The organism is Methanospirillum hungatei JF-1, assembly GCF_000013445.1.
Lineage (GTDB): Archaea > Halobacteriota > Methanomicrobia > Methanomicrobiales > Methanospirillaceae > Methanospirillum > Methanospirillum hungatei.
Genome location: NC_007796.1, coordinates 846,555 through 869,248, shown reverse-complemented (window position 1 = coordinate 869,248; position 22,694 = coordinate 846,555). Strand labels below are relative to the sequence as shown.

Here is a 22,694-nt window from a genome sequence, read left to right as displayed (position 1 = left end):
TTCTGATGCTTTAAAAGAATGGTCTTGGTGATAGATGATTTCCGGATGACTTCTGTTATCATCAGTATTCGGACCACCTATGAGACCTGTACGCAAATAATACTAGATTTCACTTGTGCGTCGGATATCTACAAAGGATATATGATTCTTCTGAATAGTTAGAAGAAAGATTAAGGGATATTTAATCCTCAAGGTGAATAAATTACACTAAAAATCCTTGAATTACCTTATTTACAACATTTATAAAAATTCCCTCTCTTTGATTTTATTGTTACCGGGCCAATATTGTTTCTTCCGGGATTAGGTAGGAATTTATTATAGATTTATTACGGGAATCAAGAAAATCACTTGATAATGTATTTATATTTCCGCTTATGAAATCAATGTAATGTTATTAATATAGTAATTTATAACTTTATGTATATTTTTGAACCTTTTTTTATACAAATGTATTTATCCCAAACCGTCAATCTAATATCATAAGGAGGGGGAAGATGGAGGATATATTTACCCAGGAGGGTCAGAACTGGAGAGAATATCAATTATTCCGGATATCAGATCTGCAAAAATCCGGATTATATGATGAGGCTATGGCTGTTGCTGATGAAAGCCTAAAAGTCTGGGTTGATGACCCGGTCCTGCTCTTTTATAAATCCTTAATCCTCCTTGATCTTCAGCTTCCGGGTGAAGCAATCAGGGTGCTTCGAAAGATTCAATCAGTAATTCCGTTTGATATGAGAATTCAGGATTATATCGGGAAAAATCTTATGCTCCAGGGGTATTATTATACTGCCCTTAAGACCCTTTCCCACTTTGATGTTATGTCGATAGGGTCAGCAGGAGAATCCTCCCTTACTCTGCATGTATGCAGGTTTTTCACTGGTGACACTCAAGAGGCAGAAAAATTCTGTGACCTGGTTTTGGGATTCCATACGGATGATGAACAATATGGTGAATTTCTCGCTACATTCCGGGCTTTGAAAATATTATGTCTGCTCACAAGAGGAGAAGAAAAGGAAGCCCAGGACCTTAGTGATCTTATCATGTATTCATATCCTGATTGCCCACTCGTAGCATACGCAGCAGGCATATCAGCCAGGGCTGTTGGTGATCTTGACCATGCTGTCATGTATTTGAAAAAGGCAGTTGAAGTACAGCCACTTGACATGCGAGCTAGATCGGATTTAGCAGATGTTCTTATGCATCTTGGTAAAATCGAAGAGGGGATGACTTTCAGGCAGAGCATAACAGGATTCTTTGGAGCAGAAGAGAGTGATCCATGGCCAGGACTTCGGGGGGAAGAACTGCTTATGGCCGGGCGGTTTGAAGAGGCTTTTCTAATCTACAAGAGAATATGTGAGGAAGATCCTGATAATCCGGAGTTTCTCATCCCATTCATTACTGCTCTTCATTTCAGCGGTAAATATGATCAGGCAATAGTCTATGCAGAGAAAGCTGACCATAATCCAAAAGCGTGGAAAGCAATCTATTTGAAAGATGCATCTTTGTACCAGCAGGGAAAGGTGATCGAATCATTCCAGTGTATATGTTCAGCTGGAGCCAGAGATCGTGGATTTATATTCTACACTCTGTTCGGCATGGAACAGGAAGGGTGGTTTAAAACCACAGATAACCTTTCAGGTGACGCACTAGCATTTCAGGGTATGATACAGGATGGTCTGGAATCTGCAATTCCACTCTTTGAAGCTCTAAGCGATGCACATCCGGACATACCTGAATATCATGCCATGCTTGTTCTGCTTTATTCATTTACCTGTCGCTATGTTGATGCTGTTTTGGCTTCAGATAATCTGGAAGGGCATGATAATCCAGATTTTGCCTTAATCCGGATCCTTGCTATCAGGACTGCAGGATGTCTCAATGACGCAGAAATGGAAGGAAAGAAAATTCTGGACAAGTATCCTGATTATCCTGCTGCATTGAATATGTATACACGAATTCTCCTGGAACAGGAACGGTACCGGGAGGGATATACTCTCCTCCTCTCTCAAAACCCTCCTGTCATTCCTGATGCTAACCTGCAGGAGGTATATGTCAGATGTCTTATCCGTGCAGGTTCATTTCATGATGCATCAATAGCAGCATCTCTGATTCTTACGGAAAACCGGGGAAGACCCCTTGATTACTCTCTTCTTATCCGTTCTTTCATGCTTGAAGGTGATTATTCTGCGGCATTATTTGCTGCACGAGAAGGGATTCTTACTACTGGCGCTTCTCAAGATTTATTTCTCCCCTATGTAAAAGCTCTTCTTCAGACCAAAAATCCGGACGAAGCAGCAGGAATACTACAGGATCAACGAGCACCTCTTCCTGACACACCGGAAGTGAGATATCTGAAATCCGCCGCTGCAATTCTTTCAGGAAACGATGAGCAGGATATATCGGTTCCAGAATATGCAGCACATGTATTTCAGGCAGAAAATGGGACGCTCCGGACTTATATCGGGGATTATCTGACAGCTGCACGAATGCTTGAAATTGAGATTTTTCAGGAACCATTAGATTATTCGCTCCGGATAGCCTATGCCGGAGTTCTTTTCAAAATGGAACGGTATTCTGAAGGGATGCATCAGCTCTCCCTGATCCCGGATCATATGAGCAGTGATGATCAGGTACAGATGCTGTTGAAAGAGGGATCCGAATCTCTCTGCCTTGAGACCGGACTTGCGGATTTGGTCAGGCTTGGCGGCGATTCTCTGACTAGGCAGGTTGAACTGATACATGAGCGAGCGACCAGGCTTAAGGATTTCGGGATTGATAAGCTCGCTATTGAGGCATATAGATGGATTATCAATCAAACTACGAAAGATTCAGTCATTCGTCGTTTTATAGCCGATGCTTTTCATATGCTTGGAGATCTTGAGGAGAATCCTGATCGGTTTAATGAGGCACTGGTTGTCTACAACGAACTGCTGGCTGAAGATCCTGATAATATTGTACTACTAACTGAAAAAGGACTTATTCTGAATAATTTGAATAGGTTCGGGGAGGCGGAAACGATTCTTCAAAAAGCAGTCGAACTGAATCCTTTGTCCGGTTTTGCATCCTCTGCTTTATGCTGGTCCCTTTCCTGTCTGGAGAAAAATGAGGAAGCCCTGGAGTTAGGAAATAGGGCTGTTTCATTGATACCTCATATATGGGCATCCTGGAATAATCGTGGAATGGCGAAATTCGGTCTTGGTAATTTCGAAGATGCGGCATCCGATTTCAGGCAGGCAATCAGATGCTTACCATCAGAAAAAATTGGGAGGTTAGGTCTTCTGGCAACGCTCATGGAACTGAAGAGTGACGACGCTCAAGATGTGTATGGTGATCTGATCGTTAGATTCGGAAATATCAATTTTTCGAGAGATGAGTATGGTAATGATGACAATGATGAAATTAAAAATCCTTCAGGGAGGAGAAGAGTTTTTGAGACGGTAGCAGGGTATATGGATGGATATTTGTGATAAAACGTAAACTTTTTTTAATTTCATGGATATTTGGTTGTGGAGGCATATGAATTCAAAATGGTGTAATTATCTCTCCAACTATTTATCAGGTTCAATTTTTTCTTTTGGTTTCATAGTATATCGCGCTTGTAAAAATTCCTGAAGGTCTGATTCTGCAATTCTATATGATTTCCCGATTTTTATTGCGGATAGTTCCTTTTTTCTTATCAGATCACGAATTACCTCAGGTTCAATATCAAGAATCTCGGCAACGGTATCTGTCCGGAAGAATTTACCCTTTTTTAGTTCAAAGTAGTTTCTCACTTTACGTTCTGGAGATAACTGCACTATATATGGGCCATTATCGGGTTCAGATTCTGTAGTTGTATTTTTATTGATCCTCTGTGAAGTCATTATTTCATATCGTCTTATAGGTATTTGTATGATATCTACTTGAATGTATTGTGATAAGGTAGTGTATAAATTTTCGTCGGTATTCCTATACCTGTATGCCGGAGGATGTTAAATTCCATTTTAGCATAGAAATGAGATGAAAATGATATAATTTTATAATAATTTAGATTTACCTTTTTTTCATTTTTGGTGAAGACATTTTTTGATTCATGTTATTCACTTTTACCCTATCTTTTATTGCGCTTTTCATTGTTTTAATGAGAATCTTCTTTCTAAATTTAGGCTATATTTTCTTATAATATTGTAGATTCTAGGGTTTTCGACCATATCATAGATAAAAAATTTTTACATATTTATGTATTTTTGTATACTTTTATGTGCTTTTTCATAGAAAATTTATATACTCTTACTCTCTGATATCTATTATGCAGAACTCATCTGCCCGGTTATGTATTGCTCATTCCTCTCAAGCAGTATTTGCAGCACGGTATGTGAGCAGTATACATGTTCCTTTCACTAAAGGAATATCAGGTAATATTTTGTTTCCCTCTCAAAGTCATGGATAGTTAAAGAGTAAACCAACTTGGTGAGATTTCTCTAACGAAATCCTGGCGGAGTGAATCTAAAAAACCTGTAAATATTCTCTTGAATGAAAATAGAGGTGAAAGAATGAATAATCATCATCCCAAAGAAGTTACCTGTGCAGTATGTGGATCGTCTAGTTTACAGGATGTTCTGTTGGTTTCAAATTCAAACAGCAGTTTTAATTCGGGATTTTATTCAGTCCCTCTGGCACGGAATACCTTGATGTATCAGATCCAGGAATGTCCCACATGTCGATACTGTGCTCCTGATATTACCTTTGCAGATGTGAAGATAAAAGATATTGTAAAATCCGGGAATTATCTTCAGATTGCAAATAATGGCGAAATATCAGCTTTAATTCGACGATACTTGCAATATTCATACTGTGCCGAGGTACTTGAAGACAACAAAACTGCATTTTTTGGATACCTGACTGCATCATGGATATGTGATGATACGAATGAGATGAGACTGGGTAAAAAGTGTAGAGAGAAAGCGATTGAATTTATGATAAAATGTAAAAATAATGGAGATTATATCTGGAATCACCCGGGATTTTTTGAACTCATGCTCGCCGATCTTTACCGAAGAACAGCGCAATTTGAGAAAGGAAGTAAGATGATTCAGGTTGGATTAAGCAAGGTAGTAGAGCCTATCCTGAAATCTTCCCTTGAATTTACAAGTTCACGAATTAACCGCTGGGATACCTTACCCTGATTGCCTTATGAAATTGTTATTTTATTCATTTAAAGTACTTAAAAAATAAATGATAGAATATAAAAGTTAAAAAGAATTTTTTGTTCATAAAGAGCCATGCGTATCGAGAATTATTTCCAAATCAAAAATCGACAGACATAATTACTCCGAAAAAAATTATCCATATATGAGGTGTCTATGCAAACTACGATAATATCTGTTGATATCAGGACACATCCCCAGCTCGGAGAGGATTATACCGGAACGATCTTCAGAGGATGGCTTGGTGCATCTTTGCACTGTACAAAGCATGGAGACTGTGTTCGTAATTGTCCTGATAAGACTTCGTGCCCATACAATATGGTATTTAAGGAAAAAAATGATATTAAACCATATTCTCTTCTTTCATTCCGGGCAGGTGATCTGATCCGTGGGTTCATTAAAGTGCATGGTGATAAGCAGGAATTTGTTCCAGAAATCGTTTCTAGGATAAATGATCATTCGAATGCCGTTCATTTTAAAGGTCATCATTATTCAGTGGAAGAAATATCGGTCAGAAAGTTAGATCCTTCTCCTCCCGAATGGGGTGACAGGGTAAGGATTCAGTCTCTTTCTCCTTTATATCTTGAAAAGAATGAGAGGATGGAGATTCTGCCTGAATTAGCACATATTCTCTCTGCATCAATTCGTGCTTACAATCGTGTATGTAAATTTTATGCAAGAGATTCATATCCCTATCGGACTGAAATTGATTTAAAGAACCTTCATGCCCCTATTCTTGATTATGATATAAAAACCGTTCAGATTGCTCATAAATCTATGGATGGCAGGATGATTTCCCTTAAAGGGATTTGCGGGAATATTCTGTATGATACATCCACTGTTTCGCCAGAAGCAGGGAAAATCCTTCATTTGGGTTCTCATCTTCAGATTGGTAAGCATAGTACCTATGGTTTTGGTGGTTTTATTGTCAAATGTGAGGTCTAATATGAGTGAAAAAATTGGTGTTATAGACTGGTTTACCAAAGTCCGGTCTGATGTAACATATGGTCATGAAAGTGATGGGAAGACAGGTTTGCTCATCAATGAAATTGCTTTATCTTTTGGATCAAAAAGCCTTTATGATGCTGCAAACCGGATAAGTAAAGTATTAGAACAGAATGATTTTTTACAATCTGTCTGTTCGGATACAAGGCTCCCTGTCTGTTCACTATATCATCATCTTCGTAATACTGCAGCTATTGCGGTCTGTTTACTTGTTGATAAAATCCTTGATGATGAACAGTTTATACAGGGTTCCCTTTCTGAATATGGCCTGACTTCTGATCAGATCGGTCAATATCGAAAGGAGGACCTGGTGGGTCTTGTGCGTATTGGTTCATTACTTCATGATTTAGGAAAGGTTCGTTCATTTTCTTCTGAACGAAAATATGTTAGGTTTTATGAACATGTGTCATTGACTGAAGAAATCGTCAGGGAGATACTATCAAAGGTAGATCCTTCCTTTGTCTCACGGTTTGGTCTTGATGCTGTCCTTCCCCTCCTTGCTCGGAGACATCATGCCAAAGAAACAACAACAAGGCTTGAAAAACTAATTCATGCCGGTGATGTGATCTCTTCTTCTGCAGATCGGCAGTATGAGGTTACTGGAGAGGTAAAAGACGGAAACCTAGTTTTATATTCTAAAGATCCCGTTTTTCCTCATAAGATTAATTGTAATGACGGCGATTATGCTTGCTCTATCACTCCTCATACCATCCTATTGGGATATAAACAGGACAGAACGGTTCCAGTCAGACCGAAGAATGAGAATGAAAAGTACCGGATACTCTTCAGAGATTCGGTAGTTCAGGGCGGTCCTGGAGAATTCCTTGGGGAATGGTCTTTTCCAGGTGGCAGAATCGGGTACCTCTCTCTTGATATAATGCAGATCCAGGACTTTATCATGGAAGCGGATAAATTGCCGATGCTCCGTGGAGGGAGCGAGATCGTTTCGAATGTTCTCCAGGATATCAGGAAATTTATTGCTGATGATCTGGGAGATGAGGCTGTTTTGTTCTCTGACGGTGGCAATCTTCTGGCTTTTTGTCCTTCAAATGCAGCATGGCTGAATAAAATAAAGGAGAAGGCTGAAGAGAAGGTCACATTTGCAAGTGATGGGGTACTTCGTGCTGCAGTCACGACAGGTACGATACCGTTAAAAAATCTTGCAGGGTCATTTTATGATTTCCTGAAAGATGTTGTTAATGAACTTAATATGATAAAACAACATTCATATTCAGTCTCTATCATTCACCCTCCTAAAAAAGATCAGATCTGTGATGCCTGCAGGAACCGGCTTATTACCGGAAGTCTTCAGATTGAAGATAAGACAGAGAGGTATTGTTCAGTTTGTGCTAAAAAGGAGAATTTTGGACGAATACAACGCAATGAGGCAAGGAAAGGAAGAACCAGCAGGATTAGTCCCTGGCCATTTACATTCATTAAGGATAATAATCTCCAATATCCTCATGAATTGACAGATATCGGAGATTCTATTGCGGTTATCGCGGTTGATGGGAATATGATGGGACGTCTTTTTTCTCATACTCTGACACCTGCCGAGTATACGTTTAAGAGTGAGCAGTTTTCTCGTCGTTTTATGGGTGTTGTCGGAAAGACACTTGAGGATTTGATGGCAGCGGATCAGAATAAAAAGGATCCAAGACAGAGATTACTACTCTATAACCCTAAATCAAAAGAGAATGGAGAGAAGTTTCCTGGAACCAGCTGTGGGTTTGATATCATTTATGACGGGGGAGACGATCTTCTGATTATCATGAATGCAAGAGCTGCCCTGATATTCTGTCAGGAACTGATCACCCGGGTGGCTCAGGCATTTTCGTTTCAAAATAGTCTGACAAAGGGTTCTCAGTATGACACGTATCAGTACCATACGGTTACAATTTCCTGTGGCATTGCTATTGCGGATAATAAATTCCCTATCTATTTCCTGCTTGATCGGGCACGATCCATGGAATCAAAGGCCAAAGAGGCATTCAGGAAGAGGAGTTCTACAGATGAGTTGAATCTTATCCGCCTTCCTGCCGGAGCTGTCGCATTTACTGCGGTGCAGGGAGCTATGCCTTCTTCAGATTATGCCTGCTATGTGCTTCCTGATGATAAGAATGAGATGGATATGCTGATGAAGATCATTCATGACGGTCTTGATTCTGATAACCGTTCAGGGGTTCGTGATCTGATTACCTGTGGTGACACGGTTTTTGAGAAACTGAACTTTATAAAATACAATTATGCATCGGCTCTTCGGAAGCAACAGGGTGGAAGGGAGAGAATTGAAGCTGCCAGGGTGATGGCAGACGTGGTGAATAGTCCTGGACGGGAAGATTATGGGACTAATATCCATGGTGCGGTCAAGATGGTTGTTCCCCTTCTCTGGCATACAAGAGGTGAAGAATGATGGAAATATGGACGATTGATCTCTGTTTTATCTCTCCATTTCATACAACCGGGAATAATATGGGTTCTTTTATTCAGATTGCCCGAAATCAGGACCGTAAAGGGAACAGCATTCCCTATATTCCTGCAACCCACCTGAAAGGGGTGATGCGATGTGAAGCAGAACGGATTATGAAGGGTTCTGCAGGGATATCGTGTTTTATTACCGGCAATCCTTATTCTACTGATCATGAAATTATGGTATGTGATGAGGTGAAGGCAGGAGGATATGGATGTCCTGTCTGCTCACTCTTTGGTGTTCCCAATATCGACGGCGGAGGCGGTTTTCGTGAAGGAAAGTTACGTTTTTTGGATTTTTATCCGTCCAAAGGGAAAGAGGAAGTGAATATTCTCAGAAGGAGTCATGTGATGATCAACCGTGAATTCCAGGTTAAAGAGGAACATGCTCTCTATTCTGAAGAGGCCATTCCTTCAGGTACGATTTTTACGGGAGATATTATTATAAGGACAGGTCTGACTGATGAAGAAAAACGGGTTTTCCTGGCTAGTCTGCATACTATGGCCTGTTATGGGCTTGGGAAGAACCGATCACGGGGGTTTGGCGCTCTGAAAATTGGTGAAATTAAAAAGTCTGATGGGACTGTAATTTCGGAGGTGTAAATAGATGCAGGTGATGAAGGGAACGATAACATCAGTCTCACCACTCCATTTTGGAAATGGTCGGGCAAGAGGGACCTTTTCTCAGACGCTTTCATATGTTCCGGGGCGGACCATCCGGGGTATGATCGGCTGGTACCTGTATCAGAATTACCGGGATCTATTTGATGCATGTGGTCTGGCAGAGGATCATGAACCTGAAAAGATGCACCTCTTTTTCAGGAATGGATATCCTCTTTCAGATAAAAAACGCTCTGTTTATGCCCCTCTTAAGAGTCGTTGGTGCAAAAAATGTGGCAGTCTTATCGAGAATGATGAGAATGAATGCACTCAAATGGTAGATGGAAGACTGTGTCTGCAGGAAGGGAAGAAACATACCGGTCTCGTTGGGATTAAATCTTTTTCCGAGAGAAAACTGGTACAGCCTGATCCAGTTCCGAAAAGACTGGAGACAAAGTGTCCGATTACCAGGGATGGTCATACAAGTATGGGAAGTGGCTGGCAACTTTCACCGTACCATGTGGAAGGAATCGAACCGGGGGTTCCTTTTGGGTTTGTGATGCTTGCAGAGGATACAGTTGCTGATGATGTGGTTCATATTTTGAATGATGCTTCGTATGCCTGTGGGCTTGGAGGTTTTCGATCACGGGGGTATGGGCTGGTTGATATTTCCGTGGATTCGCAGGTTTCAGATGATGAGCATATTGCATCCCGGTCGTCAGAGTTTTCAAAAGGGGATGAATATCTTCTCATTCTGAATGCTCCCTGTATCCTGCGATCAGGGGCCAACTCGACGATTGGGCTTGACAGGTCGTTTTTCGAAGCGATTAATAAACGATTGGAATCAAGAGGTTATAAAGGAGATATCGCTCCAGGTTCTGATCCCAGTCCGTATATTACCCGGTCGGTTGTCAGGGGCTGGTCGCTGAAGAATGGAAATATGGTGGATGAGATTGTTCCTGCTACCGGTCCGGGGAGTTGCATCATGGTCACGGGTTCTCCGTCGTCTCTTGCGGCTTTGGAGGTGTTTGGAATCGGTGATATGCAAAGTTCAGGGTATGGTGAGATGTTTGTCTCAGGGGTGATCTGATGGATATGATTGATATGAATCAGAAGGCCTGGGAGATTGCCGCTTCAGCAATGATCCGGAAAGGAAAAGAGATTGAGTGTTATTCAACCGGTCAGGTGAGGTTCTTTTTCGAACAGGCCAGATCATCAAGGTTTGAGCATATAATCAAGGAGCAGCAGGATCGGTACTCGCCTCAGCCCTCTGATGGAAGGGGTGGAAATGATCCAAAAGTGATAGATGAAATGAAAATACGCAAGGGGATCCATAAGAAGGTCGGATCTGAAGTTATTTCGGCAATGAAAGATCTTTCTGCCCGAGATAGGATGAGATTTGTCCAGTACCTGCTCTGGAATATCAGAATTATTGAACAACTTCGTGGGGATGAATCAAAGATACGCCAGATTCTTCGTGCCGAGCAGGTCAGGAACCCGGATGCAGTTCTTGAAAAGATACCAAAGCCGAAGTTTCAACAAAGTTGCAAAGTTTCGGGGAGGAGATGAGAGATGCAGATGAATGCTGATGAACTAAAGAAGATAGTGCTCATGTCATATGAGCTTACGGTGCTTATGCCCAAGCCAATAAAGAAGGATGATAAGTTTGTTATTGATTCACGGAGTAAATTCAAAACTCTCCCTGAAGCTCTTCGTCAGATGGATGATGCAGCAGCGTCTATCACCCATTTTGTCAAGAGTGCCGCGTATTTTCTGCCCCGGAAAGATGCAGGAACGAAACCGGAACAGATGCTCCCGTTCATGAACAAACTAATGGAACAGGTGGATGAATTGAACAGATCCGGTGGTGAGCCTGAGCGGGTGAGGGAGCAGCTCAAGTATCTGATCGGGTATGCAAACTGGAATGCCGATGCAGTTTGTGCGATTCTCACTGCCATGGGTGAGTTAAAGTCGCAGGATACTATCAGGAAGATGCTTGAAGCAGAACTCAAAGTTGTTGGTGCTGATCATGAGGTTGATCAGGTGTTTTCACAGATTCAGAAATGGGTGAAGAATGAAGGGGGATATCATCAGAGTGGTGATCAGAACAGGCAGAGGAATCAGGATAGAGGCGGATATTCCCAGAGGGGGAGGTACTGATGTTTTCATCGTTTGAGAACAGGGCGGTGATCTCCTGGGATATTGTGACGAAGTCTGATCTGCATATCGGAGGTCACGGATCATCTGGGCCGGCTGATGTTGATCTTCCAGTGCTTAGGAATAGTGAGGATTTTCCAATAATTCCCGGGAGTAGTATCAAGGGGGTGCTTCGGACTGAACTTGAACGGCTTTTGCGAGGATGCTCCATTGAGGTCTGCACGATTCCGGATGTGTGTTATTCATCGCGATGGCTGAAGGAACACCCAGAAAAAAGAGATAAAGCAGTGGATCCCTGTCTTGTCTGTCAGATCTTCGGGAGTGGGGGGAATTCATCACCTGCCCGGATCCGGGATGCAACTGCAAAGGAAAAGTTTACCGTTATCAGAGACGGGGTTGCAATTGATAGAAAATCAAGAAAGGCTAAACCAGGCAGTAAGTACGATCTTGAGGCGGTGCCAAAGGGCACGGTTTTTTCCGGTTATGTAATGCTAGAGAATTGTTCATTGTATGGACAAGATTATGCCCGTCTTGGTGGGCTTCTCTCCCTGGTAGAGTTTTTCAATGCCTGTGCAGGGACGATGGGTCATGGGGTCTCCCGGGGATATGGGGAGGTTGAGGTCAGGATCAAAGAGATTTCGGTGATCTCAGCGAATGATTATCTGAATGGGAATTATTCCGGTACAACCTATGGATTTGGAACTCCCCAGTATGATGCGTTTGTCAGTCAGGCATTAGCTGCCTGGAGAACCTGTGTCGCCGGGAAGAAGGAGTAGGGGAGGATCGTATGGATTCGTTAGACCGGTTTTCAAACCGGTACGAGATTGAAGGGACTATCGAACTGAAGACACCGATGCGGATTGGCGGGGGTCAGAATGCGGCGATGTATTCGCTCTCTCCTGCTCCTGTAATTGAGTGTTTTGATGCAGGTTCAGGCGTATTTGAGCCATATATTCCAGGAAGCAGCCTGAAAGGGATCCTTCGCAGTACACTTGAGCGTCTGGTAAGGACATTTGATGACTCAAAGTGCTGTGTCAGTGTCGGGAATAAAAAAGAAGGAATGGTTCTTTGCGGAAATGACACCTGTATTTCCTGCCGTATGTTTGGTTCGATGAACGGGGGTGCAAAGGTGAGAATTAGGGATTCACACCTGACCGATGAGTGCCGAACCAAGGAGGACTGGCAGGGATATCTTCGGGAACAACCGCACTTTGGTAGTCCCAGACCTGGTGGAAAAGGACTGATGCGACCGGAAGAGTCGGTATCTGCAGGTACTGAATTTCGGTTTCATATTGATCTTGATAACGGGACTGACGAAGAGGCAGGGCTCATGATGCTCGTTCTTCGAGAGTTTAATTATTTTCGGGCACATCTGGGCGGCGGTTCTACGAGGGGTCACGGGTTTTGTTCAATGAAAGGTGTCACTCTTACGAAGTTATCTCTGCAGGATGGAGTTATATCCAGGGATAAGGTTTCAGGAAAAGATTGTTTATCTGCTGCGAAACGATATCTTGCCGGGATAAACAGCTCACCTGATAGCGACAGAGGGTTTGATCGGTACTGGAAAGCATTCTCAGAACCGGTTAACCGGTTTGATGACGGACATGTTGTCGCTACGCTGATTGTTACCTGTATAACTGATTTTTCGATGAAAGGGCTTGATGAGCCTACGGTCACAAACGGGCTTGGGCCGGTTATTCCCGGTTCGACGATTAAAGGGTTCTTACGGCACAAGCTTGAACAGAGAGAAACCGATAAAAAAATCATCGATTCCATTTTTGGAGGATTAAACCAACGGGGCCGGCTCATCGTATCAGATGCCTGGTATGCTGGTAAAAAAGGAATTGGGAATGAGTATATACCGAAGCGATCAGCGCTCATGATGTATATGGTCTTTGATAATATGACTCAAAATGAAATGGAGCATATTACTCAGTTTTTTGATAAGGAAATTCAGATCACCGGGAATACGAGTGCCGGGATTTCGAAATATAATCAGGGGAGTCCGAAAAACAGGGTTAAAATTCGGGTAGAATCGGTGAACCGGTTTTCAGCAAAAAAGTTCCTTGCAGAATAAGTATCCCCTTTTTTCAGGAGATATGAGTTATCTATTATCATAAAAAAAGGAGAAAAAATTGGGCCCTTTTAGAGGGGTTGCCCAGTTCTTTATAAACTAAAGGTTCGAGATCGATCCGGGTAAAAATATTCTGAACGAAGGCCGATTTGGGCGTAAATTGAACCATTACATTTATATATTATGCCTACTTCTTTAAATACTGAAAGCTCAAAATCGATCCAGGTAGGTTCCCTGAAAATCGGGGGATGGAAAGATGGGTTTTGAGCCAATCTAAGCGAAAAAAGTGGCGGTTGCAAGTGACCCGAAAATAGAAGGGTATGGCAACACGCCCGCGCCCGCTTGTACGAGCTCAATCGGGGTTGCAAGTGACCCGAAAATAGAAGGGTATGGCAACGATATTTACCATATAGTTATTCTAGTATCTGATTTGTTGCAAGTGACCCGAAAATAGAAGGGTATGGCAACCTTAGCGTTTAATAAGGTTAACTTGTCATACGCAGTTGCAAGTGACCCGAAAATAGAAGGGTATGGCAACATGCTTTGAGGATAATCAGAAGCCCTCTAGAATGTTGCAAGTGACCCGAAAATAGAAGGGTATGGCAACTTAATACAATAGAATTTTTATTTCATCTTTAATAGTTGCAAGTGACCCGAAAATAGAAGGGTATGGCAACTCTTATACTGCGCCTCAATTTCGGCGCGCTTTAAAGTTGCAAGTGACCCGAAAATAGAAGGGTATGGCAACGGGGCATCATCTAACCACGCTCCTTTGTGGTATTTCGTTGCAAGTGACCCGAAAATAGAAGGGTATGGCAACAAGTCCTTAGCGGCTTCAATCTCGTCAAGTGTAAGTTGCAAGTGACCCGAAAATAGAAGGGTATGGCAACACGGATATAGTTACGTCATGTTTACGCAGTCTTACGGTTGCAAGTGACCCGAAAATAGAAGGGTATGGCAACGTTATCAGGTTACAGGATAGGACCGCGTGTGGCTGTTGCAAGTGACCCGAAAATAGAAGGGTATGGCAACCTGATTTCATCTGTTTTTTACTTTAGTGTGATATAGTTGCAAGTGACCCGAAAATAGAAGGGTATGGCAACTTGGAAGCCCCTTTCCAACCTAAAAGCAGAATGTAGTTGCAAGTGACCCGAAAATAGAAGGGTATGGCAACAACCTCATGCAGGGCCTTGCAGCACCAACGGAGGCAGGTTGCAAGTGACCCGAAAATAGAAGGGTATGGCAACTACATCAGGGAGATCTATAACACCTGCAGCAACCTGTTGCAAGTGACCCGAAAATAGAAGGGTATGGCAACTTTCCCTCTGTTCTTCCATCAGGTTGTGCACCTGGTTGCAAGTGACCCGAAAATAGAAGGGTATGGCAACTTTACAATTTTTTTATACTTCTCATTAGACTCTTGTTGCAAGTGACCCGAAAATAGAAGGGTATGGCAACTCATCCTCATTCATCTCACTTATAAGAGAGTGAGATGTTGCAAGTGACCCGAAAATAGAAGGGTATGGCAACACATACTGGGGCTGGATCATTATTCTGCCAGTTCGTTGCAAGTGACCCGAAAATAGAAGGGTATGGCAACCAGAATCAAAGATCTCATTATGGGTTATTTTGAGGTTGCAAGTGACCCGAAAATAGAAGGGTATGGCAACCATGAAAGGCGGGAACATAACATGATCCATTATGTTGCAAGTGACCCGAAAATAGAAGGGTATGGCAACCAGAATCAAAGATCTCATTATGGGTTATTTTGAGGTTGCAAGTGACCCGAAAATAGAAGGGTATGGCAACCATGAAAGGCGGGAACATAACATGATCCATTATGTTGCAAGTGACCCGAAAATAGAAGGGTATGGCAACCGGGACAGACGGCAAATGGAAACGCGAGTACACAGTTGCAAGTGACCCGAAAATAGAAGGGTATGGCAACTTTACCGCACAAATCGCAGAACGTATCATTAACGTTGCAAGTGACCCGAAAATAGAAGGGTATGGCAACTCCTGATACCACCAGTTGCCCTGTGCAGCACCTGGTTGCAAGTGACCCGAAAATAGAAGGGTATGGCAACTTATCCAGAAATCGGATAAGCTCCATGAGTTCAGTTGCAAGTGACCCGAAAATAGAAGGGTATGGCAACCAGGAAATCATTCCACTATTTTGTCAAGCATGTTAGTTGCAAGTGACCCGAAAATAGAAGGGTATGGCAACGACGTTGTTTCTATTTCATTTCTCGAACATTCCCTGTTGCAAGTGACCCGAAAATAGAAGGGTATGGCAACATAATAGACCTCATGTAATGTGGCTCTATCTAATGTTGCAAGTGACCCGAAAATAGAAGGGTATGGCAACTCTGTATCCGTACCATAATCACTCATCCTTACGTGTTGCAAGTGACCCGAAAATAGAAGGGTATGGCAACTATAATCGGTCCATAATGTGCCATACCTACCCTGTTGCAAGTGACCCGAAAATAGAAGGGTATGGCAACCACTGACCTTTGTAAGTTACAAGTCACCCTAAAATGTTGCAAGTGACCCGAAAATAGAAGGGTATGGCAACTACATCTATGTAAATGTTTAATGTGGGGTTTTCTTGTTGCAAGTGACCCTAAAATAGAAGGGTATGGCAACTTACACTCGATATATCACCATAATGATCTACATAGTTGCAAGTGACCCGAAAATAGAAGGGTATGGCAACTGGTATACAGATGTATGAGGTTAATATTGGGTAGGTTGCAAGTGTCCCGAAAATAGAAGGGTATGGCAACCCACCATACCCGTTATTGGGTTGAACAAGTACCAGTTGCAAGTGACCCGAAAATAGAAGGGTATGGCAACTAACTCATAAGATCGTTCGCGCAGTCATTACGATGTTGCAAGAGACCCGAAATTAGAAGTATATTCCACCATTTTAATGAAATCTGAATAAAACCCTGTTCTATTAAATTAAAAAAAATATTACATTGCATACCACCCAGATTAAACGTTAATCCAATACACCGGTGAAATCCAATGACAAAATTAAAAGACTGGTTTTACAATAACAACTCCTGGTCACACACGAAATATGAGCTCTGGCATCGCTGCAAAAGAAAATTCTGGTATCAGAATATTGCCCCGTACCTTCTCGATCCTGGTAATCTGGATGTTGGAAAAATAAGTATGCTCAAATCTCTCACTCCTAAATATGCTCTCCAGGGCAGGATTATCCATGAGATTCTTGAAGACCAGATGAACAAACACAATCTAGGAAGAGAACCAGATCAGGAAGCTATGATATCTCAGTATCTGAAAAAGGTTCAGATGTACGAGAATACCTCACGAACAACCATTGCGGAATTCTACAACGGAGCACCAGATGAGACCTTCTTTGACCAGATCAGGGAGACCGGTGTCACTCAAATACATACGTTTTTTTCGGATCTCTGGCCACATATCAAAGGTAACATCTATATCAGGCATGAAACCTTCGACAAAGTTCTGGTCGATTCCACAAAAGTATTACTGAAGGTAGATTACATCAGCCAGGATCCTGGAGGAATTTTGATCATCACCGACTGGAAGACAGGTGCAGAGATGGAAGATTCACCGATCAACAGGTTACAAATGGGAGTGTATGTCCTCTGGGCCAGTGAATATTTCCAGAAGGACCCACGTGATATCCGGAGTGAACTGAATTTTCTTTCAACCGGCTCTATCCATCCTTATCTCTTTACTGAAACCGATCTTGATGATATCTGGGCACTCATAACCGATGAGTTCAGAATAATGAACAGCACCTATGAATACGAAAAATTCCCCCGCAATCCGAGTTCAAACCATTGTATTGATTGTGCCTTCAAAGCCATCTGCGATCAAGGATAAGATCATCAGATCATACCTCAGCTTTTTTACCGATATTCCCGGATTGATATGTATACTCAAAGCACGAAATATCCCTCTCCCTCTATCGTCATGCCATCAGGATCTTCTCTCCTCTGGTATACTGAATCTGGTGAATCAAGATCGATAACATGGACATCATCGAGAATATCGGAGAATTGTTCCACGGTTTTATTATGGCAGGTACAATAGATAACCTGGGTATGTTCTGCAACCGAACCGATTGCACGAATTGCTCGTGCATGTCGATCCTCATCACAGTTGATAAGAATATCATCAAGCACCACAGGCATGGGTTCATTTTGCAGGCAGTATTCAGTTGCGTAGGCAAGACGAAGGGAAATATACAGTTGTTCAGCAGTCCCCTGACTCAGAATATCAGGACCTTTCATGATACTGTTATCCATGATAACCTCAAACTCGTCTCCGGATATCGGAAGAATAATCCGGCTGTATGCACCGTTTGTCATCATACGGAAGTATTCTGTCGCCTTTGAAACGACGGCAGGTTGCTTCTCTCTCTCAAACTTCTCAAGAGACTGCCTGAGCATTTCCGCAGCCAAGGTCTGGACCGCCCATTTCTGTGCGTACTCATGAATTGACGTATGAATAATATTTCTCTCAAGTAGGAGCCTGTTATGCTCTTCTGACTGTTTGAGTATCTCTATCTCGGTTCCGATGCTTCCTATCTCTCTGTCTATAATACTTATCTGCTCCCTTAGTTTACTCACTCTGGATGAACCTGTTTCAATTGCAGCCATAACCTCATCTTTTGACTGCAATGACAGCTCATGGGAGACTTGATTATATCCTTGAGGATCTCCACAAATCCTGTTTATTATTGCTATTTCCTGGTCTATCTCCTGAATAACATTCTTTTTTCTCTGCAACATGGAACGGTATTCACAATATGAGTCATAATCTGGAACACCTGATTCGGATAGGAGAGATTCCTCCTCCATTTGAACCAATTCCCGTTCTTTCTTCTGATTATCGATCCTCTCTTTACACCCTTTTATCCTCTCGATCATGGAATCTCTTTTGCGTACAATATCTTTCTCATTTGAAAGTAGTGATACTAGCCGTTCAGTGAGGAAATTAATCGTACTATCTTTGGTTGATTCTTCGATAAGTTGACGAAGAGAATACACCTGCTCCTCGTATGACCGAATCTGTTTTTCTAATTCATTCAGCTCGTGCTGCGTCTCTTTCAACCCTGTATACTGTGTCCGGGCGGCCAGAACTTCCTGAATTAGACTTTCTAGACGGTCTGGGTTGCATTCTGCAGGAAGTCCTGACCGAGTCAATATTTTATTGAAGTTTTCCCGTTCTTGTACAATACGGTCAGAGATTGAGGTGTGATATTGGTGTGCCTGATCAATTTTCTGTTTTCGTCTTTTAATTTCCTCAAGAAGAGTGTTGGCTCTCTCTTGTTTATTGAGTTCTGTCTGTACCTGCTCGGTTATGAGATCGATAGATGCTGAAAGCTCGGTAATGTCGGCAGGAAGTTTTTCAATTGAAAAAATTATGATGAGTGGAGTCAGCATCTCCTGACATTTGGCCAATGCAACTTGTTTTTTATTTTGTATCCTGGCTATCTCCTGATTAATCCGGTTGATTTCAGATGATTCTCTGGATACGACCTGTATCATGGAAAGAAGTGAGTATACATTACGGGGAGATGGATTTCTCTCTGCCAAACCAGGGGAAAGCATTTCTACAAGAAAAGCATGCCACTTCTGTAAAGTGATATCGAGTTCCCGTTTCGCTTCTTGCAGCTTTCCTTCCAGATATTGAATATTTTCTTCTGACTTGGCTTTTCTTTTCAGAATCTGAGACAGAGTAATCTGTAATGCTTCTGCCTGTCGTGATCTATCGGATAGTAGTTCAGTCTGGCTAATTATCCGGTCTATCTCATCCGACTTTAGGATTTTAATATTGAGTCTTTTGGAATAGGTTTCAATCTCCTGCTCAAGCTTGTCATCTTCTTCTGCCCGTATATTTTGGGTATTCCTGTCGTTCAGATATAGCACACCTGAAATGAGAAGGATACCAATGCCAACACCAATAAAAATAAACTGGCCGGAGATGAATCCTGCAGTAATACAGAGAAAACTACCTATGAACAAGAGGGCGAATATTGTAAAATTACTAGCAAAACCGGGAGAAATTCCGGATTCTCTTCGTTTATCTCTTCGATTGAGAAGTTCTTTAAGTTCATAGAGGGCTTTTTGCCGTCTTTTTAATGCATCGACCGGGTATATTTTTCCCAGCGATTCTATTGTGGCCTCCGTCTCCTTTTGATCATTACTGCACTGATTGAGATCCCGTTCTAACAGAGTATCTGCTGTCTTATATGCCCGTAGTTGTTCTTCATGATTTTGTATCTCTTCTTCAAAGGCACGAACCGACGAACTGACGGCATCGTATTGGAAGGTGGTTGTAAACGCTGGAGAGATTTCTAGGCCTTCATTCACAAGGTATGAGAGGGAATTGTCATACCTTCTCTGTGCTTCCTCAACCTGTCTTGAGAGGAGGGTCGCTTCCTGTTCGAGAGATTGAATTTCAGATATGGTTTTCTTTATCTCGATGATTGAATCCGCTGCGGTAAGTTTTTCTTTGTCAGGAATCGGAATATCCTGTTTGATTCGAAAAATCTCCTCTTCAAGACTCTTTATATGATTATTTATCTGTAATAGTTCCCGTTCAGAATTTTCCAGGGTTACTTTGGCGGTAAACAGGGCATTTTTTATCTCAGAAGTAAGAATGATGGTATCCAATTTCTCTTCAGTCCAGAATGGGCCGAGACCTTCGAGAGCGATGTCCAGATCACGCCTTTTCCCGGATAGTTTTGACCTGATGGTGGGCAATTTTCCTATATCGGCTATGTACTGCTGATAGAGACGATTTATTTGTATGATCTCTGATTCTTTCGACAGAATTGCTTCATTCGATATAATCTGTTCGATTTGTAAATTCAGATCATCATATTTCTCTATCTGTCGTTTTAGTTCCTTATCAATCTCTCTCTTTTTTTCCTGCAGTTCCTCAATTCGTCGATCCTGATCTATTGAGAAGGTATCAGGTATGATTATTTCGTTGAGTTCATTCTTCTTTTGTGCAATGGTGACCCAGGAATCCCGCGCCTCGGAGAGCATCCGGTAATGGGAGAGTTCTTTTTGAACGATTAACTCTTGTTCCTCCAGTCTTTTCTTCTCCTGCTGAAGTTCTTCAAGTTTTTTACTCTTGTCATGATACTCTTCAGTTTTTGCCTCTATCTCACGAATTTTTCTATTTATCTTTTTTATTTCAGCAATGAGAGCATTGATAATAGGTGCGCTGCCTCTTTGGAGGAAAAGTTTATTCGCTTCTTTGAGACAATTTTCAGCGATGACATGAGGATTCGACTTTTTGATGCTCAGAAGTCCGCCGATAAGGAAATCTTTTACCGAGTTGTCATTCACCAGAGTACCCCCGTTCCAGAGATCAAGGTGCGTTAGGGCAAATATTCGGTTGTAAAAGTCTTTTCTGATCTTTCCCATATGAGCATCCAGATCTTCTATCGAGGCTGATGTTCCATCTTCCAGCAGAAGATACTGTTGAATTTTCCGATTTGAAGCTTTTACCCGGTGGATGGTATATCTTGTGCCGTCTTGAAATATGACAGATAATTCTCCTCCTTTCACCAAACCTGTAATGGGTTCATACTCTTTTGAAGCAACTCTTCCGGTGGGAAATCCAAAGAGCATTCTTCTGACAAATTCCAAAAATGTAGTCTTCCCGGCTTCATTTTTGCCGGTAAGGATGGTCACCCCGGTTCTGGGAAATGAAAATTTCCGGTTAATGAGGGTGCCAAACCCTTTGATGTCAAGTTCTTCAATCTTCATCTGCTGCACCCAGACTTAAAAGAAGGTGATCTTCAGCCTTTTGTATCAGGAGTTTTATCTCCTCTTCTGACATCTCTCCTAAAATCTGACGTAATGTATGGTGATGGAAGAGGGGAGCGAGTATCTCCCGGGTTTTCGCACAGTCCGGTTCTGCAGCAAGAGATTCTGCACTTTTGCATATCTCATCAAAGATATCCCCTTTTCCTCTGATTGCATCCCGGTCCATTGTTCCTGTCGTCGCGTCAATCACGGTGGAAAGATAACAAAATGGCGGGTGAGGCGTATATTCCTGGTATGTCTGGAGTATCTCGTTTAACAGGTCTGTTTGTACTAGGCTTTGGTGGAGTTTTCCACTACCGGTAAGGATTATTGAGAGAATAATGGATGTTTTCCCCTTGCCTGCCGATGATGTATTGATAACCTTTTCTATGGCAGTATTTAATTCATCTTCCTGTTCCATTCCCTGAATAGAGATCTCCCTTGTTTCAAACCTGACCGGAGCAGTCTCTAAAAATTCTGTATGCACGGTTCCATCAGTATGTATTTTCCCATAAATGCAGCCCCTTGCCCCGGTCTCCCGCCAGTTCCTCCCCTGAATATTTCCAGGATAGATGATAACCGGGTCTTTCTCTTGCACCGTATATCCGGCATGGATATGGCCAAGTGCCCAGTAATCATATCCAAGGCCGGTTAGATCTGTTATTCCAAGGGGTGCATAGGGAATATGATCACCAGGTGACCCGATGGTACAATGAACCAGCCCTATCCATGGAATGGATGTATCATGTTTTCGGGGGAAATTCGTGACAGGATTATCAAATGTCTCAGCGCTTGCATAACTTCTTCCGCATACTCGTGCCACGATTTTATTGTTGTGACTGATATCTATCGATTCACACATGTCAGACTGTACCAGGAAAAATGGCGGGTTATCTCCTGCGATATTTAGGATATCATCCCATATGGCAGATTCTCCCGGTCCTGGTCTCAAAGGATCATGGTTGCCGGTTGCGATGATAACCTGGATATGGTGTTCTTTCAAACGGGCAAGCCCCCTGATAAAATGATGCAGTGCACGGAGGTTTTTTTCCCTGCTGTCAAAGACATCTCCTGCTATGAGGAGTACATCGACTTCCTTTGCAATACACAGATCAATGATGGCGTCAAATGACTGAAATATGGAACGGTGAAGAAAATCAGCTAGAGAACGGTTTTTTTCAGATATTCCTGAAAACGGGCTTGCCAGATGAAGGTCTGCTGTATGAATGAAGGATATCTCCTTATTATAAAATTGCATGGGTTATTCCACCATAAGCAATCCTTTAGGTTTATAACTTCATTTCGACCCTCATCAGGTATTAATAATACGATTTGAACCTGATGCTCCTACAGTCCTCACTGATATGAATG

Annotated in this window: 14 protein-coding genes and 1 CRISPR repeat array; of the genes, 11 read left to right on the top strand and 3 right to left on the bottom strand. The window is 42.2% G+C overall.

What is annotated here, in order from left to right:
• Window positions 1–494 precede the first annotated feature (494 nt).
• Window positions 495–3,470, top strand: coding sequence for a tetratricopeptide repeat protein (locus MHUN_RS03925; protein ID WP_011447781.1), 2,976 nt, complete (start codon window positions 495–497; stop codon window positions 3,468–3,470).
• An 81-nt stretch (window positions 3,471–3,551) separates the two neighbouring features.
• On the opposite strand, the gene MHUN_RS03920 is transcribed toward MHUN_RS03925, so the two are convergent.
• Window positions 3,552–3,866 (bottom strand): helix-turn-helix domain-containing protein, encoded by a 315-nt coding sequence (locus MHUN_RS03920; RefSeq protein WP_011447780.1) that lies wholly within the window; start codon window positions 3,864–3,866, stop codon window positions 3,552–3,554.
• A 669-nt stretch (window positions 3,867–4,535) separates the two neighbouring features.
• On the opposite strand from MHUN_RS03920, the gene MHUN_RS03915 reads away from it, so the two are divergent.
• The 10 genes from MHUN_RS03915 (at window position 4,536) to MHUN_RS03870 (ending at window position 17,379) form a co-directional block, all read left to right on the top strand.
• Window positions 4,536–5,168: a hypothetical protein gene (locus tag MHUN_RS03915; RefSeq protein ID WP_011447779.1), complete on the top strand. Its 633-nt coding sequence runs from the start codon at window positions 4,536–4,538 to the stop codon at window positions 5,166–5,168.
• A 177-nt stretch (window positions 5,169–5,345) separates the two neighbouring features.
• The gene (cas6, locus tag MHUN_RS03910; protein ID WP_011447778.1) at window positions 5,346–6,134 is read left to right on the top strand and encodes a CRISPR system precrRNA processing endoribonuclease RAMP protein Cas6; all 789 of its coding nucleotides are present in this window, start codon (window positions 5,346–5,348) and stop codon (window positions 6,132–6,134) included.
• Window position 6,135: 1 nt separating this feature from the next.
• Window positions 6,136–8,607, top strand: a complete 2,472-nt coding sequence (locus tag MHUN_RS03905) for a Cas10/Cmr2 second palm domain-containing protein (RefSeq protein ID WP_011447777.1) — start codon at window positions 6,136–6,138, stop codon at window positions 8,605–8,607.
• Window positions 8,604–9,266, top strand: coding sequence for an RAMP superfamily CRISPR-associated protein (locus MHUN_RS03900; protein WP_083758393.1), 663 nt, complete (start codon window positions 8,604–8,606; stop codon window positions 9,264–9,266). Before MHUN_RS03905 ends, MHUN_RS03900 begins: the two co-directional genes overlap by 4 nt.
• A 13-nt stretch (window positions 9,267–9,279) precedes the next feature.
• Complete coding sequence (locus MHUN_RS03895; RefSeq protein ID WP_158498151.1) at window positions 9,280–10,353, top strand: RAMP superfamily CRISPR-associated protein; 1,074 nt, start codon at window positions 9,280–9,282, stop codon at window positions 10,351–10,353.
• Complete coding sequence (locus MHUN_RS03890; RefSeq protein ID WP_011447774.1) at window positions 10,353–10,832, top strand: hypothetical protein; 480 nt, start codon at window positions 10,353–10,355, stop codon at window positions 10,830–10,832. The genes MHUN_RS03895 and MHUN_RS03890 overlap by 1 nt, the downstream gene beginning before the upstream one ends.
• A 3-nt stretch (window positions 10,833–10,835) precedes the next feature.
• A complete protein-coding gene (locus MHUN_RS03885; protein WP_011447773.1) occupies window positions 10,836–11,423 on the top strand; it encodes a hypothetical protein in 588 nt (195 codons plus the stop codon).
• Window positions 11,423–12,196 carry a type III CRISPR-associated RAMP protein Csx7 gene (gene csx7 / locus MHUN_RS03880; protein WP_011447772.1) on the top strand — a complete coding sequence of 258 codons (774 nt, stop codon included), beginning with the start codon at window positions 11,423–11,425 and terminating at the stop codon, window positions 12,194–12,196. The genes MHUN_RS03885 and csx7 overlap by 1 nt, the downstream gene beginning before the upstream one ends.
• An 11-nt stretch (window positions 12,197–12,207) precedes the next feature.
• Window positions 12,208–13,497: an RAMP superfamily CRISPR-associated protein gene (locus MHUN_RS03875; RefSeq protein ID WP_011447771.1), complete on the top strand. Its 1,290-nt coding sequence runs from the start codon at window positions 12,208–12,210 to the stop codon at window positions 13,495–13,497.
• 289 nt (window positions 13,498–13,786) lie between these two features.
• A CRISPR array of direct repeats spans window positions 13,787–16,423; the repeat unit is 36 nt; unit sequence GTTGCAAGTGACCCGAAAATAGAAGGGTATGGCAAC.
• A 104-nt stretch (window positions 16,424–16,527) separates the two neighbouring features.
• Window positions 16,528–17,379 carry a RecB family exonuclease gene (locus MHUN_RS03870; protein ID WP_011447770.1) on the top strand — a complete coding sequence of 284 codons (852 nt, stop codon included), beginning with the start codon at window positions 16,528–16,530 and terminating at the stop codon, window positions 17,377–17,379.
• 56 nt (window positions 17,380–17,435) lie between these two features.
• Here MHUN_RS03870 and MHUN_RS03865 read toward each other — a convergent pair whose 3' ends face one another.
• Window positions 17,436–21,284 carry an AAA family ATPase gene (locus MHUN_RS03865; protein ID WP_011447769.1) on the bottom strand — a complete coding sequence of 1,283 codons (3,849 nt, stop codon included), beginning with the start codon at window positions 21,282–21,284 and terminating at the stop codon, window positions 17,436–17,438.
• Window positions 21,274–22,581, bottom strand: coding sequence for a metallophosphoesterase family protein (locus MHUN_RS03860; protein ID WP_011447768.1), 1,308 nt, complete (start codon window positions 22,579–22,581; stop codon window positions 21,274–21,276). The genes MHUN_RS03865 and MHUN_RS03860 overlap by 11 nt, the downstream gene beginning before the upstream one ends.
• Window positions 22,582–22,694 lie beyond the last annotated feature (113 nt).